This is a genomic window from Streptomyces sp. NPDC052687 (assembly GCF_040678395.1).
Lineage (GTDB): Bacteria > Actinomycetota > Actinomycetes > Streptomycetales > Streptomycetaceae > Streptomyces.
Window position 1 is genome coordinate 44,308 of record NZ_JBFATR010000002.1, and the last position, 15,198, is coordinate 59,505.

At 76.1% G+C, this 15,198-nt stretch carries 12 protein-coding genes and 1 pseudogene; 6 read left to right on the forward strand and 7 right to left on the reverse strand.

Annotated elements, in window-relative coordinates; all coding sequences use genetic code 11:
• Nucleotides 1-42 precede the first annotated feature (42 nt).
• Nucleotides 43-2,109 carry a PhoX family protein gene (locus AB0K92_RS03090; protein ID WP_365918858.1) on the forward strand — a complete coding sequence of 689 codons (2,067 nt, stop codon included), beginning with the start codon at nucleotides 43-45 and terminating at the stop codon, nucleotides 2,107-2,109.
• A 508-nt stretch (nucleotides 2,110-2,617) separates the two neighbouring features.
• On the opposite strand, the gene AB0K92_RS03095 is transcribed toward AB0K92_RS03090, so the two are convergent.
• The 3 genes from AB0K92_RS03095 to AB0K92_RS03105 all read right to left on the reverse strand — a co-directional run bounded on the left by AB0K92_RS03095 (nucleotide 2,618) and on the right by AB0K92_RS03105 (nucleotide 5,838).
• Complete coding sequence (locus AB0K92_RS03095) at nucleotides 2,618-4,567, reverse strand: FUSC family protein (protein ID WP_365918860.1); 1,950 nt, start codon at nucleotides 4,565-4,567, stop codon at nucleotides 2,618-2,620.
• 93 nt (nucleotides 4,568-4,660) lie between these two features.
• Complete coding sequence (locus AB0K92_RS03100; RefSeq protein ID WP_166000622.1) at nucleotides 4,661-5,017, reverse strand: ADP-ribosylation/crystallin J1; 357 nt, start codon at nucleotides 5,015-5,017, stop codon at nucleotides 4,661-4,663.
• Between the two features lie 44 nt (nucleotides 5,018-5,061).
• Nucleotides 5,062-5,838 carry an alpha/beta hydrolase gene (locus AB0K92_RS03105; RefSeq protein WP_365918862.1) on the reverse strand — a complete coding sequence of 259 codons (777 nt, stop codon included), beginning with the start codon at nucleotides 5,836-5,838 and terminating at the stop codon, nucleotides 5,062-5,064.
• A 78-nt stretch (nucleotides 5,839-5,916) separates the two neighbouring features.
• Here AB0K92_RS03105 and AB0K92_RS03110 point away from each other — a divergent pair, with 78 nt between their 5' ends.
• Complete coding sequence (locus tag AB0K92_RS03110) at nucleotides 5,917-7,248, forward strand: PLP-dependent aminotransferase family protein (protein WP_365918864.1); 1,332 nt, start codon at nucleotides 5,917-5,919, stop codon at nucleotides 7,246-7,248.
• 191 nt (nucleotides 7,249-7,439) lie between these two features.
• On the opposite strand, the gene AB0K92_RS03115 is transcribed toward AB0K92_RS03110, so the two are convergent.
• Complete coding sequence (locus tag AB0K92_RS03115; protein ID WP_365919385.1) at nucleotides 7,440-8,282, reverse strand: hypothetical protein; 843 nt, start codon at nucleotides 8,280-8,282, stop codon at nucleotides 7,440-7,442.
• 528 nt (nucleotides 8,283-8,810) lie between these two features.
• Nucleotides 8,811-9,248: pseudogene (locus AB0K92_RS03120) on the reverse strand (hypothetical protein); the annotation flags it as partial.
• Nucleotides 9,249-9,397: 149 nt separating this feature from the next.
• Here AB0K92_RS03120 and AB0K92_RS03125 point away from each other — a divergent pair.
• Complete coding sequence (locus AB0K92_RS03125; RefSeq protein WP_365918866.1) at nucleotides 9,398-10,615, forward strand: PP2C family protein-serine/threonine phosphatase; 1,218 nt, start codon at nucleotides 9,398-9,400, stop codon at nucleotides 10,613-10,615.
• Between the two features lie 127 nt (nucleotides 10,616-10,742).
• Nucleotides 10,743-11,810 (forward strand): hypothetical protein, encoded by a 1,068-nt coding sequence (locus tag AB0K92_RS03130; protein WP_365918868.1) that lies wholly within the window; start codon nucleotides 10,743-10,745, stop codon nucleotides 11,808-11,810.
• 33 nt (nucleotides 11,811-11,843) lie between these two features.
• On the opposite strand, the gene AB0K92_RS03135 is transcribed toward AB0K92_RS03130, so the two are convergent.
• The gene (locus tag AB0K92_RS03135) at nucleotides 11,844-13,193 is read right to left on the reverse strand and encodes a tetratricopeptide repeat protein (protein ID WP_365918870.1); all 1,350 of its coding nucleotides are present in this window, start codon (nucleotides 13,191-13,193) and stop codon (nucleotides 11,844-11,846) included.
• 140 nt (nucleotides 13,194-13,333) lie between these two features.
• Between AB0K92_RS03135 and AB0K92_RS03140 the strand changes: the two genes are divergently transcribed.
• Nucleotides 13,334-13,510 carry a hypothetical protein gene (locus AB0K92_RS03140; protein WP_365918872.1) on the forward strand — a complete coding sequence of 59 codons (177 nt, stop codon included), beginning with the start codon at nucleotides 13,334-13,336 and terminating at the stop codon, nucleotides 13,508-13,510.
• On the opposite strand, the gene AB0K92_RS03145 is transcribed toward AB0K92_RS03140, so the two are convergent.
• A complete protein-coding gene (locus tag AB0K92_RS03145; protein WP_365918873.1) occupies nucleotides 13,507-13,809 on the reverse strand; it encodes a hypothetical protein in 303 nt (100 codons plus the stop codon). The genes AB0K92_RS03140 and AB0K92_RS03145 overlap by 4 nt on opposite strands.
• 110 nt (nucleotides 13,810-13,919) lie before the next feature.
• On the opposite strand from AB0K92_RS03145, the gene AB0K92_RS03150 reads away from it, so the two are divergent.
• Nucleotides 13,920-14,645, forward strand: a complete 726-nt coding sequence (locus AB0K92_RS03150) for a GAF and ANTAR domain-containing protein (protein ID WP_365918875.1) — start codon at nucleotides 13,920-13,922, stop codon at nucleotides 14,643-14,645.
• The last annotated feature ends 553 nt before the right edge of the window (nucleotides 14,646-15,198 follow it).

Here is a 15,198-nt window from a genome sequence, read left to right on the forward strand (position 1 = left end):
CTGGCGCTGGACACATGGGGAAGCCAGGGGAGAGAAATCATCGTGCGTCGCATCACGCTGCCCATCATCAGAAGCTCGTCCGACTCGCACCCGGGTGGCCGGTCCGCGCTGACCTGCCGTTTCCGGTGTGGTGACGCCTGCTTCCACGAGGTTCCGAACACCACCTCCAACCCGTACGTCGGCGACGTCATCGCCGGCGCCCTCAGCCGCCGTAGCGTGATGCGCGCCGCCGCCGTCGTGACCGCGACCGCCGCGGCCGGTGCCTCCGCCGTGGCCGGCGGGGCCGCGCCGGCCGCCGCCGCGCCCGCGGAGAAGGGCGGCAAGGCGAAGGGCGCTCGCGGGCTGCGGTTCGCGCCCGTCGCGCCCAACACCGCCGACGTCGTCACCGTCCCGGACGGGTACACGCAGAACGTCGTGATCCGCTGGGGCGAGCCCATCCTGCGCGGTGCGCCCGCCTTCGACCCGGACAAGCAGACGGCGAAGGCGCAGGCCGGGCAGTTCGGGTACAACAACGACTTCCTCGCGCTGCTGCCGCTGCCCCACGAGCACGGGCGGCAGATCCTCGTCGCCAACCACGAGTACACCGACGAGGTGCTGATGTTCCGGGGCTACGACCCGGAGAACCCCACCCGTGAGCAGGTCGAGATCGCCTGGGCCGCGCACGGGCTGTCGGCCGTCGTCGTACAGGAGGAGCGGCGCACCGGGAAGCTCGTCCCCGTGCCCCGGCACCCGCTGAACCGGCGCGTCACCGCCACCACCGAGTTCCGGCTGACGGGCCCCGTCGCCGGCTCCGACCTGGTGAAGACCTCCGCCGACCCGTCCGGCACCAAGGTGCTCGGCACGCTCAACAACTGCTCCGGCGGCACCACCCCGTGGGGCACCACGCTGCACGGCGAGGAGAACTTCAACCAGTACTTCGCCAACGCCACCCGCGCCACCGACAAGCGGTACGGGCTCGGCTCCGGCGCCACCGAGCGCAAGTGGGAGCGTTTCGACAAGCGGTTCGACGTCGCACAGGAGCCGAACGAGCCCCACCGGTTCGGGTACGTCGTCGAGCTGGACCCGTACGACCCCACCTCCACGCCCCGCAAGCACACCGCGCTCGGCCGGTTCAAGCACGAGGGCGCCACGGTCCGCCTGACGGAGGACGGCCGGCCCGTCGTCTACTCCGGTGACGACGAGCGCTTCGACTACTTCTACAAGTTCGTCGGCTCCAAGCGGATGAAGAAGGGCACGAGCCGCGCCGTCCGCGAGCACAACCTGTCGCTGCTCGACGAGGGCACCCTCTACGTCGCCAAGCTCACCGGCGACTCCCCCGCCATCGAGATCGACGGGACGGGCAAGCTGCCCGCCGACGGCGAGTTCGACGGCAGCGGCGAGTGGATCCCGCTGGCCACCGCCACCGCGGACGGCGCTGTGTCGCACGTCGACGGCATGACCGCCGAGGAGGTCTTCGTCTTCACGCGCCTCGCCGGTGACAAGGTCGGCGCCACCAAGATGGACCGGCCCGAGGACATCGAGCCGAACCCGCACACCGGCAAGGTGTACGTCGCCCTCACCAACAACAGCAACCGCGGCAAGGCCGGGTACGCGGCCGCCGACGAGGCCAACCCGCGCAACTCCAACAAGCACGGCCAGGTGCTGGAGCTGACCGAGCGCTGGAACCGGGCCGACAGCAAGAAGTTCGCCTGGTCGCTGTTCCTCGTCGCCGGTGACCCCGACGACCCCGCCACCTACTTCGCCGGGTTCCCGAAGGACCAGGTCAGCCCGATCTCCTGCCCGGACAACGTGGCCTTCGACCGGTACGGCAACCTGTGGATCTCCACCGACGGCAACCAGCTCGGCTCGCACGACGGCCTGTTCGGCGTGGCCACGCGCGGCGAGCGGCGCGGTGAGCTGAAGCAGTTCGCGACCATGCCGAACGGCGCCGAGACCTGCGGTCCGGTGATCCAGCGGCGGCGTGTGCTGGTGGCCGTGCAGCACCCGGGCGAGGTCGACGGGGCGAGCGTGGAGAAGCCGGCGTCCGCCTGGCCCGACGGGCCCGGCAAGATCGTCCGGCCCTCCGTGGTGGCGATCTGGCGCGAGGACGGCTCCGACATCGGCATCTGAGCCGGGTCCGAGGGGCGGGTGGGGCGGCACCCGGTCGGTGCCCGCCCCGGCCCGGCCGTGCGGTGTCCGGTCGATGTTCGCCCCGGCCCGCCCCAGCCTGGCCCGGCCGTGCGGCGTCCGTCGGGGTCCGCCCCGGCCCGGCCGTGCGGCGTCCGTCGGTGCCCGCCCCGGCCTGGCCCGGCCTGTGCGGTGTCCGGTCGGTGTCCGCCCCGGCTTGGCCCGGCCTGTGCGGTGTCCGTCGGTGTCCGCCCCGTCGTCCCGGCCCGGCCCAACCCGGCCCGGCACGTCCCGCTCCGTGCGGTGTCCGGTCGGTGTCCGCCCCGCCCCGGCCCGGTCCGTCCCGCCGCGTGCGGCGCCCCGTCGCATGTGCCCCACGGGCCCCGGGCGCGGGGCCGCGGCCCCCGGCGCGGCGCCCCCCCCCGCGAGGCGGCCCCCCGCGAGGCGGCCCCCCGCGAGGCGGCCCCCGGCGCGGCGGCCCCCGGCGCGGTGGCGCCTGGGCGGACACCTCCTAGTGCGGCGAGGCGATCGCTCGGGCCGCCGCGACCTCCTGGCGCAGGGGCTCCAGGACGCTGCCCGGCGGGCCGGTGAGGTCGGTGCGGACGGCCACCAGGGTGTCCGCCCGGCGTACGCCCTCGGCCAGCTCCCGCAGTTGCAGGATCACCTGGGACACCTCCGCCGACGACGGCGGCGCCGCGCCCTGCTTCACGCGGACCCTCGCCGCCGTCGTCGCGTCGACGATCCGTTCCACCGCCACCACCAGCGGCCACCACGCCGCCGCGCGGCGGCCCGTGGGCGGCGGTTCGGTCAGAGCGCGCTGGAACTCGGTGCGGATCGCGGACAGGTCGCGGTAGAGGCGGCGGCGCATCCGGGCGCGGGCCGCGGGGTCCGTGCCGCTCGCGCCGCTTCCGAAGGCGCACTCCACATAGCGGGCCGTGTCGGCGACCGCGTCCGCGAGGCGGTCGCCGACCCGCGTGTGCCAGCTCTCCGGCCACAGCAGATAGCCCGCGACGAGGGCGATCGCGCAGCCGATGAGGGAGTCCACGAGGCGGGGCAGCAGCAGGGCGGTGCCCTCGCGGTTGAGGATGTCGGACAGGAGCAGGATCACGGGGGTGATGGCGGCCGTCTGATGGCCGTAACCCCGCGGGGTGAGGGCGGGGATCAGCGGGGCGAGCAGGAGCAGCACCGCCACGTCCCACCAGCCGCGCGGCACCTGGGAGAGCACCGCCGCCGCGACGACCAGGCCCGCGACCGTGCCGAGGGCGCGCAGCAGGGCGCGGGAGAAGACCGAGCCGAAGTCGGGCTTGAGGACGAACGTGATGGTCAGGGCCACCCAGTAGGAGCGGGGCACCGTGACGGTCGACACCAGGACCTGGGCGAGGCCGATGCACAGGGCCAGGCGCAGGCCGTAGCGCCAGGAGGCGGCGGACAGCAGCACGTTGCGGGCGGCCAGCGCGGCGCGGGTGCGCAGGGCGCCCGGGTGGCCGAGCCGGTCGAGGATGCCGGTGGGGTCGACGTCGGGGGCGGTGACGACGTCGGCTGCGTGCCGCAGCGCCTGGTCCACGGCGCGGCCGGTCTCCGTCAGCGGCAGGGGCAGGCGCAGCCCTATGGGGCCGGTGTAGCCGGTGTCGACGGCTTCGGCGAGGTGGCGGACGGCCTGCGGGACCCCGGGCGGCAGCGGCCGGCCCGCGAGGTGGGCGGCGGGAGCGGCCTCGATGACCGGGATGACCGCGTTGAGCTGGGCGAGCAGCCGGGTGAGGTCGCGGCTGCGGCTGTGGTAGCGGGAGCGGCGGGCGAGGACGACGTCGTACGACTGGTTGAGCGCCTGGGTGGCGGCGTGCCGGGCGGTGTCGTACGTCTCGGTGTCCGCGCCGCACGCGGCGAGCAGGTCGGCGACGGCCCGGTAGGCGGCGGCGACGGCGGTGCGTTCGGGCACGCCGGAGCGCAGCGGCCAGGACAGCAGGGCGAGTACCAGGACGAGCAGTCCGCCGCCGGTCATCAGCAGCGGCGCCAGCCACCACTCGCCGGGCATCGGCAGGCCGGCGCCGACCACCGCGTTCAGCAGCAGGAGCAGGCCGGACACGGAGGAGACCGCGCCGATCGTGGAGATCATCCCGGAGACCAGGGCGATGGCGGTGAGCACGGCCACCGCCGTCCAGCCGTGGCCGTACGCCAGGGTGCCGAGGGTGACACCGACCGCGCCGAGCAGCTGCGGGACGGCGATGTTCAGGATGCGCAGGCGGTAGGCGTCGGCGGTGTCGCCGATGACCCCCGACAGGGCGCCCATCGCGGCGAGGGCGCCGTACTCGGGGCGGCCCGCCGCGAGCCCGACGGCCGGCGGCAGCGCCATCGCCACGGCGGCGCGGACCACGGCCGCCCGGTTGACGGGGGCCCGCTGGGGGCGGAGGTTCCGGACCAGCCAGTCGGGAGGCGTGAGGCCGATCGGGAACTCTCGGGACATGGGCCCATTATGGGCGTCTTGCCCGGGAGCCCGGCCGGCACGCCGAGCGCCGACGGCTCTCCGGTCAGGCCCCCCCGTCCGCCCAGGGGTGTCTCAGCCGGCTTCCCGGTGGAACTCCCGCACGACCTCGATACGGCCCACGATGTGCGCGTTGAACTCCTCCAGCTCCTCGGCCGGCACCCAGAGTTCGAGGATGGTCTCGCCGCCCGCCCGACGGACGGGGTAGCGCTCCAGGAACGCGGAGTCGACCTCGAAGCGGGTGACGTATCCGGAGCCCGAGGCGGGGACGTTCCAGTCGCGGGCGATGCGCACCGCGTAGTCCTCGTTCAGGACGGGGTAGAAGATCGGCTGCTCGGGCAGGCGTGGGGGCCAGGCCGTCCAGCCGGAGGCCTCGACCAGGGCCAGTTCCTCGGGGCCGGTGGGACGCCACAGGGTCGTCGTCTCGCGCATGGACGGTGACGCTAGCCGGGCGGACCCGGCGGTCACCAGCGGTTTCAGGCGTCGATACGGGCCAGGAAGGCGGCCAGTGCCGCGTTGAACTCCCGCGGGCGCTCCAGGTTCGGCATGTGGGCGGCGCCCTTGACGACGTGCAGGGCGGAGTCGGGCAGGAGGGCGTGCAGGGACTCGGCGACGGGCACCGGGGTGAACTCGTCGTCCTCGCCGACGACGACCAGGGCCGGGACCGTGACGCGGGCGAGCAGGGGGCGGTAGTCGGGGCGTTCGGCACGGCCGCGCAGGGCCGCGGCGGCGCCCTCGGGCGGGGCGGCCGTCATCATGCGGTGGACGTGGGCCTGGACCGCCGGGTCGGCGTAGGGGGCGACCATCTTGTGCAGGACCTCGTCCGCGTAGCCGCGCATCCCCTCGCGCAGCAGCCGGTCGGCCATGGCGTTGCGGACGCGCCTGCCCTCGTCGGTCTCGGGTTCGGCGAAGGTGTCGGCGAGGACCAGGCCGCGGACGCGGTCGCCGAGGCGGTCGTGGCACTCCATGACGATCTGGCCGCCCATGGACAGGCCGGCGAGGACGACCGACTCCACCTCCAGGCGGTCCAGCAGGGCTTCGAGGTCGGCGGCGAAGGCGGACAGCGGCGTGATGCCGGGGACCACCGGGGAGGCGCCGTAGCCGCGCAGGTCGGGTGCGACGACCCGGCGCTCCGCGGCGAACGCCTCGATCTGCGGGGTCCACATGGTGCGGTCGAAGGGGTGGCCGTGGACGAGGAGCAGGGGCACGCCGCTTCCGGCGCCTCTGTCCTCGTAGGCGAGGGAGACGGTCATGGCTCGACCGTACGGCCGCCCAACTCCTCGGTGCAATAACATCTTTGCCCTCGGTGCAATCCCCACGAGGAGGCCCACGTGGACGATTACCTCCGGCTCGCCGACCGCATCGCCGCCGACATCGCCTCCGGGCGGCTGCGCCCCGGACAGCGCCTCCTCCCGCAGCGGACCTTCGCCCGGCGCCTCGGCATCGCCGCGTCCACCGCGGGCCGGGTCTACGGCGAACTCGTCCGGCGGGGCCTGGTCGTCGGCGAGGTCGGGCGGGGCACCTTCGTACGGGCCGCCCCGCCCGCGAGCGGCGCCGGCCGCGCCCTCACCGAGCCGGCGGAGAGCGCGCACCCACCGGTCGACCTGCAGCTGAACTACCCCGCCGCGGTCGGCCAGGCCGCGCTCCTCGCCCCCGCCCTCGCCCCGCTCCTCGACCCCGCGGCGCTCGCCGGGGCGCTGCGCCCGGCCCCCGCCACCGGTACCGCCCCGGCCCGCGCGGCGGCCGCCGGGCTGCTCACCGAGCCCGGCTGGCGGCCCCAGCCCGAGCGGCTGCTGTTCACCGGCAACGCCCGCCAGGCCATCGCCGCCGCCCTGGCCTCGCTGGTCCGCCCCGGCGGCCGGGTCGGCGTCGAGCCGCTGACCTATCCGCTGGTCAAGGAGATCGCGGCGCGGCTCGCCCTCACCCTCGTCCCGCTCGCCACCGACGACGAGGGAGTGCTCCCCGAGTCCGTCGCCGCCGCCCACCGCACGGCGCCGCTCTCCGCGCTGTACCTCCAGCCCACCCTGCACAACCCGACCTCGTTCACCACCCCCGAGCCGCGCCGCCGCGCCCTGGCCCGGACCGTCACCGGACTCGGCCTGCCGGTGGTCGAGGACCGCATCTGGTCCTTCCTGCGCCCCGGACCGCCGTTCGCCGCGCTCGCCCCCGGCCTCACCCATGTCGTCGACGGCCTGTCCAAGCGGGTCGCGCCGGGCCTGACCGCGGGCTTCCTCGTCGTACCGGAGGAGCGGGTGCCCGCCGTGGCCGCCGCGATCCGCTCCGGCGGCTGGAGCGCGGGCCGGTTCGCCCTGGAGGCGGCCGTGCGCTGGATCGAGGACGGCACCGTGACCCGGCTGGTCGCCGCCAAACGCGCGGACGCCGCCCGCCGCCAGCGCCTGCTCGCCACCCGGCTGCGCGGCTTCACCGTCCGCTCCGACCCGCACGCCTACTACGCCTGGTGGGAACTCCCACCGCCCTGGCGGGCCGACACCTTCACCGCCGCCGCGGCGGCGCGCGGTGTCGCCGTGACGCCGGGACCGTCGTTCGCCGTGGACCCGGCGCGTACGCCCGACGCGGTACGGCTGGGGCTGGCGTCGGCGGCGGAGGAGGAACTGGACTGGGCACTGGGCGTGCTGGCGGAGGTGGCGCGCGGCAGCGGGTGAGGGACCGGGGGGGATGGTCAGGTCTGGGCGTCGGTGGGCCGGGGGCCATGGGTGCGAGGGCGCCGGCGGTCGGTCGGTGCGGGGTGGTGGGCAAGCCGGCGAGGGTCAGGTCTGGGCCTCGGTGGGCCGGGGGTCATGGGTGTGAGGGGGTTGCGGTGGGTGGTGCGGGGTGGTGGGCAGGCCGGTGAGGGTCAGGTCTGGGTCTCGGTGGGCCGGGGGGCCGGGGGTGTGAGGGGGGTGCGGTGGGGGCGGGTGGTCAGCCAGGTGGTCGCGGCGACGGTCAGACCGAGGGCGAGGAGCAGCCAGGATGCTGTGCGGAGGGTGGCGGTGAGCGCGTCGTAGACGGCGCCCGCGGCCGGTCGGTGCGGGGTGGCGGGCAGACCCGCGAGGGTCAGACGGCGGCCCGCGGCGACGGCGAGGCCGAGGAGCGCGCCGCCGAGGGCGGTGCCCAGCGCGGTCGCGGTGACCGCGCGGCGGCGGCAGCCGGCCAGCGTGATCCCGGCGACCGCGAGCAGGAACGCCGCCAACGGCAGCCAGAACGCGGCGACTTCCAGCACGTCGTACCCCTCGCGCAGCCGGTCCGCCTCCGCCGCGGGCAGCACCGCCACCTCGGTGTGCGGAACCGGGATGCGGTCCGCCAACGGCACGCGGTCGTCGAGCAGTTCCCGTTTCACCTCGGCGGCCACCGGAGCGATGTCGACCGTGACCGGCCGGCCCGAGTCGCCCTCCCGCACGGCGTGCAGGACGGCGGTGTGGGTGACGCGGTTCGCGGCGTCCCAGCCCGCGCGGAAGGCGTCGGTCCGGGTGAACGAGCGCACCGCGTCCCGCACGAACGGGCCCAGCGGGCCCCGCAGCGGCGGCCCCAGCTCGTCCGCCAGCTCCTCCCGCACGGCGTCCGCGACGGCGTCCCGTACGGCCGGATCGGCGGCCAGCGGCGCCATCGTGCGCACGTACCGCCCGGTGTCCGTGAGTCCGTACGCCGCCCAGCCCGCCAGCGCGCCGAACGGCAGCAGCAGGCAGGCCAGGGCGATCAGCGCAGCCGACAGCCCGTCACGGGCCCGCGACGGGCGGCCGGACGGGCGGCGGAGGAGCCGAGGACGGGGCGTCGTACGGGGGGACACGCTCCCAGGCAACGGCGTACGCGCGGTCGGCGCGACAACTGGGCCGCCGTACGGGTGGATCCGGGTGGATCCGGGTGGATCCGCGGGCGGGCAGACCTCCGCACCCGCCCCGAGCTGCGCTTCCCGCTCTCCGGTGGAGGGTTCACCCGGACGGGTGTTACCCGGTGGTCCGGGGAGAAGGGAGCCGATCATGCAAACCGGCCGGCATCACGTGCCGGCCCGCGCCGAGCCCTGCCCGGTCCGGAAGGACGGGCGCTGGACGGCCGAGTTCACCCTCTCGGGCACCTGGAGCTTCAGCCCTCCCCGACCTGAGGAGGAGACAGACGCGCGTCAGCCTGACCGGCGCTCCGGCCGGCGCTCGGCCCCGCTCCCGGCGGTGCGGTCCTCGGCGGCCCCGCTCCCGGCGGTGCGGTCCTCGGCGGCCCCGCTCCCGGCGGTGCGGCCCTCCGCGTCCTCGTGGGTGTAGTACCGGTAGAACAGCATCGCGAACACACCCGCCGCGACCGGCAGCGACCGGGCGGCCGCGCCCAGCACGGAACCGCTCGGGCTGTTCACGTACAGGAAGCCGACCGCGCTGCCCACGAACGCCGCCCACAGCCCCGCGTGCAGCTCCCGCTGCACCCGCCGCCCCAGCGCGCGCACGGCGAGATACAGCAGGACGAACACCAGCGCCGTGACGAAGCCGAACAGCAGGTTCCAGCCGGTGACGGGTCCGCCCTCGCGCCGCATGGCGGCCGCCCAGTAGCCGTACACGAGCCCGGCGAAGACGGGCCACGCCCAGCTCGCCATCCGGTGCGTGCGCGCCGAGAAGAAGTCGGGTGTGCGGGTGTCGCGGGTGCCGCCGCGGTTCCTGCGGGACACCGGTGCCGCGTGAGCCATGGGAGAACTCCTCTCTCCTCGCCCCCGCCTTCCAGGGCACACCGGGCCGCGATCCCCGGCAACTCGGCAGGTCACGCACCGTGGCCGGGGGCGCCGGGCGGTTCCCGGACCGGATGCGGGCCGCCCGGCCCCGTGTTTCGCTGGGGGCCATGGAGCCCGTGAGCGCGCGCGACGGCCGACGCGGCGGCCGGCGCCCGCGCGACCGGTACCCCCGTGCCCCGTGGCCCACCGCCGCCCACCGGCAGCAGCTGCTGCGGGTGCGCGGGCGCAGCGTCGCCTGGGTGCCGCCGCTGCTGCTGCTGGTGGCCATCGCGCTGACGGACGTGAACACCGGCGCGGGCTTCCGGATCGTCTCGTGGATCGTGCTGGTGCCCGGTATCGCCGCCACGATCTGCGGGGTGTGGGGGACGGCCGGGTACGCGGTGCTGTCCGTCGTCACCTACGGCCTGGTGGACAGCCTGTGGCCGGACGCGTACCGGGCCGGGCTGCCCGACTTCATCCTGGTCGCGCTCGGCGGCATCCTCGCCACCCTGGCGTGCGCGGTGCGGATCCGCGGCCAGGAGCGGATGCTGCGCATGCGGTACATCGCCGACACCATCCGCCGTACCGTGCTGCGCCCGCTGCCCGCGGTGTGGGGCGGCCTGGAGCACGCGGAGGTCTATCTGCCCGCCGACGTGGAGGCCCGCGTCGGCGGCGACTTCTACGACATCCAGCCCGGCCCGCACGGCACCCGCGTCCTCGTCGGCGACGTGCAGGGCAAGGGCCTCGGCGCGGTGGAGATGGCGGCGGCGCTGCTCGGCACGTTCCGGGAGGCCGGCTACCACGAGCGGGACCTCGGGACGGTCGCCGAACGCCTGGAGACCCGGGTGCGCCGGCACCGCGGCCACCTCTCCGACCTGGGCCGGGGCGGCGAGGACAGCGACCGGTTCGCCACCGCCGTCCTGCTCGACTTCCCCGCGGACGCGCCCGACGCCGTCGACGTGGTCAACTTCGGCCACGAGCCGCCCCTGGTCGCTGGCCCCGCCGGGGTCCGCGCCCTGCCGCCCGGCGACCGGCTTCCCCTCGGCCTCGGCGACCTCGTCCGGGACGCCTCCCCGCCCGTCGTGCGCCGCTGTGTGCTCGCGCCCGGCGAGACCCTGCTGGTCACCACCGACGGCGTGACCGAGGCACGGGACGGCGGCGGGACGTACTACCCGCTGACGGACGCGGTGAGCCACGCGCTCGCCGCCGACCCGTGCACGGCCCGGCCGCCCCGGTTGGTGGCGCTGGTCCGGGACGGGGTGCTGCGGCACAGCGCCGGGCGCCTCGACGACGACACCACCGTCTTCGCGGTCCGCCGGATCATCGGCACCGGCCTGCCCGCCTGACCCGCGCGCCGCCCCGGCCACCGGTTACGGTGCTTTGCGTACGTGACCGATCACGTACGGATCGGCGGCGTACGGACCGCCGGCGACCTGGGACGCGTCGGCGTACTGACCGACAGGGGAGGGACCGATGCCCGGAACCGTGCTGCTGCTCGCCGCCTCGCCCGTGGGCCGAGGCCGGCTGGTGGACGCCGCGGCCGTGCTCCCGGTGCTCGCGGCCGTCGACCCCGCCGTGCTGGCCGGCACCGACACCGCGAACGTCGTGGAACTCGCCGACCCCCTGGAACCCCAGGCCGTCCTCACCCGCCTGCGGGCCGCCGCCTCCGCCCCCGGCCCGCTCACCGTCTACGTCACCGGGCAGCTCCAGCTCGACCGCCGCCAGCGCCTGCCCCACCTGGCCCTCGCCCGCACCACCCCGGCGACCGTGCGCTACACCGCCTTCCCCTGGCACTGGTTCCGCGAGGAGCTGCGGCTGCGCGCGCCCGGCACCACCACCCTCTTCCTCGACCTGCACGCCGACCCCGACACCTGGGACCTGCTGCGCACCACCCCGCTCGACACCGGCCGCACCGCCGCGGTCTACGGCCGGGTCGCCCCGCCCCCGGGCCGCCGCTCCACGCCCGCCGCGCCCGCCTACATGAAGGCCCTGGCGACCCTGCTGCGCAGCGGCCGCAGACCCCCGCTCGGGCAGCTGCACGAACTGGCCCTGGCCCGCACCGAGGACGCGTCCGCCGGTCTCGTCCTGGCGGCGGCGCCCCCGCCCGCCGCGGACGACCCGCACGCCGCCATCACCGCCGCCGTGCAGGCGGGCCGGCACAGCCACGCCGACCACCTGGCCGCCCAGTGGGAACAGGCCGCCGTACGCGCCCACGGGCCGGGCTCCGAGGAGGCCCTGCACTGGGCGGAGGTCCGCGCCGACCTCGCGATGTTCGCCGGGGACCCGGCGCGCAGCTGCCGCACCTGGCTGACGGTCGCCGCCGCCCGGCTGGCCGCCGGGCAGCCCGCGGACGCGCCCGCCGTCGAGGCGGCCGTCGACCGCGCCCACCACCAGTGGAGCGAGATCACCGAACCCGCCCGCGCCCGCGAACTGGGCTCCGCCCTCGCCGACCTGCGCGCCCGTGTCCCCGGCCGCCGCGCGGGCGCCCTGGAACACGTCCGCCGGCAGCTGCGCCGCCTGGAACTCCAGACCCAGGGCTGAGCATGGCGCTGCCCGCCGACGCGGGTGGCGCGGTCACAGCGGCGGACGGGCCGGGGCCGGGCCCAGGGTGGTGGTGCCGGGGGCCGTGCGGTGGCCGAGGCCGGTGCGGTAGGCGTCCAAGGCGGCCTCGACGCGGCCGGTGCGGCGCAGCAGGTCGCCGAGCAGGCGGCACAGGTCGGCGAGGTCGCCGGCCGCGCCCGCGCGTTCCAGGAGGCTGAGCGCGCGGACGTAGTGCTCCTCGGCGGCCTCCGTGTCGTGGGCGGCCTCGGCGATCCGGCCGAGGAGGCGGTGCGCGGCCGCGGCGTGGACGGCGCCGCGCTCGGAGGAGAGGTCGCCGAGGACGTTGCGCAGGAGCGCCGCGGCCTCCTCGGACCGGCCGCGGCGGTGCAGCACGTCGGCGAGTTCGACGGCGACCTGGCTGCTGTAGAGGGCGGCGCGGTGCGCGGAGAGCATGGTCTGGGCGGAGCGCAGCTCGTCCTCGGCGCGTTCCAGGTCGCCGTTCTGGGCGTAGACGTAGCCGCGCATCCAGTGGCAGTTGGCGAGTTCGGTGCGGAGCCGCAGCTGGCGGTACATCTCGGCCGCCTTGGCGAGGGAGGCGTCCGCCTCGGCGATACGGCCCTCGGCGAGCAGGGTGCGGGCGACCGAGCGGTGCATCCGGGCGACCAGGGCGGGATCGGCGGCGCGCGGGGCGAGGGCGAGGGCGAACTCGGCGGCCTGCGCGGCGCGCGCGTGGGCGCCCATGTCCATGTACGGGCCGATGACGCTGGCGTAGAGCAGCAGCAGCGCGTCCGGGTCGTGCAGGCCGCCGCGGTTCAGCTCGTCGAGGGCGGTCTCCAGGAGGTAGACGGCGTACCGGAGTTCCCCGGCGAGGTAGTGGGCGACGGCGCGGCCGCGCAGGGCGGGGACACGGGCGGGCAGCGGGGCGTCGGCGAGGCACCGCTCGGCGCGTTCGAAGTGCTCGCGGGCGGCGGTGAGGTCGCCGGTCTCCAGGCCGCACTCGCCGAGGCCGAGCAGGGCGGCGTACCGGGCGTCGGCGAGGCCGTGGGCGTCGGCCTCGGCGAGCAGGGCGGCGTACTGGCGGGCGGCCTCCTCCGCCTCCCCGGTGGCCAGCGTGCGCTGCGCCTCGGTCAGCCGTAACCGCAGGTCGGTGGCGAGGTGGGCGGGGCGGCCGGTGGCCAGTTCGTCGAAGGCGACGCCGAGGCGGCCGGCGAGATGGCGCAGGGCCTCGTCGGAGGGGCGGACGCGGCCGGACTCCAGGGTGGAGATGTAGGCGGGGGTGTAGGCGGGCTCCGCCAGCTGCCGCTGGGTGAGTCCGCGTTCCCGCCGCAGCTGCTGCACCCTGCGCCCGATGGTCTCCGGGTCGTCGCGTTCCGCCGTCGCCATGCGCACATGATGCCAGCGTCAACTGGCGGGCCCGGTCTTCCCGTTGAAGTCCGCACCCCCTAGCGTGGAGGAAGATAACCAGGGAAGTTAAGCCCGCTTAATCCGCCGCTGTTGCTGCCGCCGTCTGCTGCGAGGTTGCCGTGCCCGGACGCCCTATCGCCCACCCCGGCCGTCCTTCCACGCGGTGTGCCAGAGCGCTCGCCGCCGCCGTCCTCGCCGTCACGGCCCTGGTCGCCGCGGCGAACACCGGCCCGGCGCGGGCGACCGAACCGGCGTGCGGGACGGCGGCGGAACGCACGGCGGCGTCCGCCCGCTAGCGCGGCCTCCTGTCCTTCGTCTCCATGGCAGCCCTGGAGACGACCAGGAGGCCGGGGATGCGGAGCGTGCCCGGCGACGCGTCGTCCGTGTCCGTGGCCTCCGCCACGACCATGCCGTCGGGCAGCTGGGCAGCTGGGCGGCTGGTCGCGCACGTCCACCGCGGTGAGCTGGTGACGCGGCCTCGACTCATCATGATGACGAGCTTGCCGTCCGTGATCTCCGGACAGGTGCAGCCGGGAGGCGGCGTGAGATGGTCGCGCATCTCGTGCAGGCGCCGGTGGATCGACTGCTCGGTCATGCCCTCGGCGTAGGCCGGAAGGCGCCCCGTGCCTGTGGGAACAGCCGTTTCGCGGCCCCCCGGCCGGGTAGTCGGGCGTCGTTTCCCGGCGGCCGGAGGAGGGAGTGACCGTGCGGCCCAGGCAGGAGCGGGACGGAGCATGGGCCGCCGACGTGATCGCGGAATCGGTACGGGGCGTCGGCGCCGGGGATCTGCCGCGCCGGCTGTGCCAGGTCGCGACCCGGCTGCTGCCCGTGGACGGCGCCGGCGTCTCGCTGGCCGGCGAGGGGATGCCCGTACCGCTGAGCGCCGGGGACGACCGGGCCGCCGAGCTGATGGAGATCCAGGCGTCGCTGGGGGAGGGGCCCTGCCTGGAGGCGGCCCGCACCGGCGCGCCGGTCCTCGTCGACGACCTGGCCACGCGGGCCGACGCCGGCCGCTGGCCCGTCTTCGCCCAGCAGGCCACCGCGGCCGGGGTGCGGGCCGTGTACGCGCTGCCGCTGAGCGACGGCGCCGGCTGCGTCGGCACCCTCGACCTGTACCGCGAGGCCCCCGGCGTCCTCACCGCCCGCGAGCAGCACATCGCGCACCTCATGGCGCGGGTGGTGACCGTCGCGCTGATGTACCTGCCCTGCGAGGACGAGTACGGCTACCGCGCGGACGGCACCTGGCTCTCCGACCTGGCCGACGGGCACGACCGGGTCTTCCAGGCGGTCGGCATGATCATGGCCCGGCTAGGCATCGGGGCCGACGAGGCCCTGGCCCGCCTGCGTGCCCGGGCCTTCGCGCACGGCCGTACGGTACTGGACCTGGCACACGACGTGGTGGCCCGGCGAGAGCCGTTCGACCGCGAGTGAGCCCGCGAAGGCGCCCTCGGTACCGACGGCTCCGGCAACGGGATGTTCCGGCAACGGGGCGCCCCGGCACCCGACGCCCCGGCAAGGGGGCGCCCCGGCAAGGGGGGCGCCCCGGTTACGGGATGTTCCGGCAACCGGATGTTCCGGCAAGGGGACGCTCCGGCAACCGGATGTTCCGGCGACGGGGCGCTCCGGCAACCGGATGTTCCGGCGACGGGACGCTCCGGCAACCGGATGTTCCGGCGACGGGACGCTCCGGCAACCGGATGTTCCGGCAACGGGACGCCGCGGCAACCGGATGCTCCGGCAACCGGACGCCCCGGCGCACCGATGGCCCGGCCGCCGAAGGTCCGGTCATCGAGGCCCGGGCGCGGGACGCCCCGAAGCCCCGGGCATCGGAGGCGCCGGGCACCGGAGTCCACCCCGGACGCCGGAGGCCCTAGGGATCGCCGGCCCCGCGCATCCCAGGCGCCGGGCACCGGAGTCCACCCCGGACGCCGGAGGCCCTAGGGATCGCCGGCCCCGCGCATCCCAGGCGCCGGGCACCGCCAGC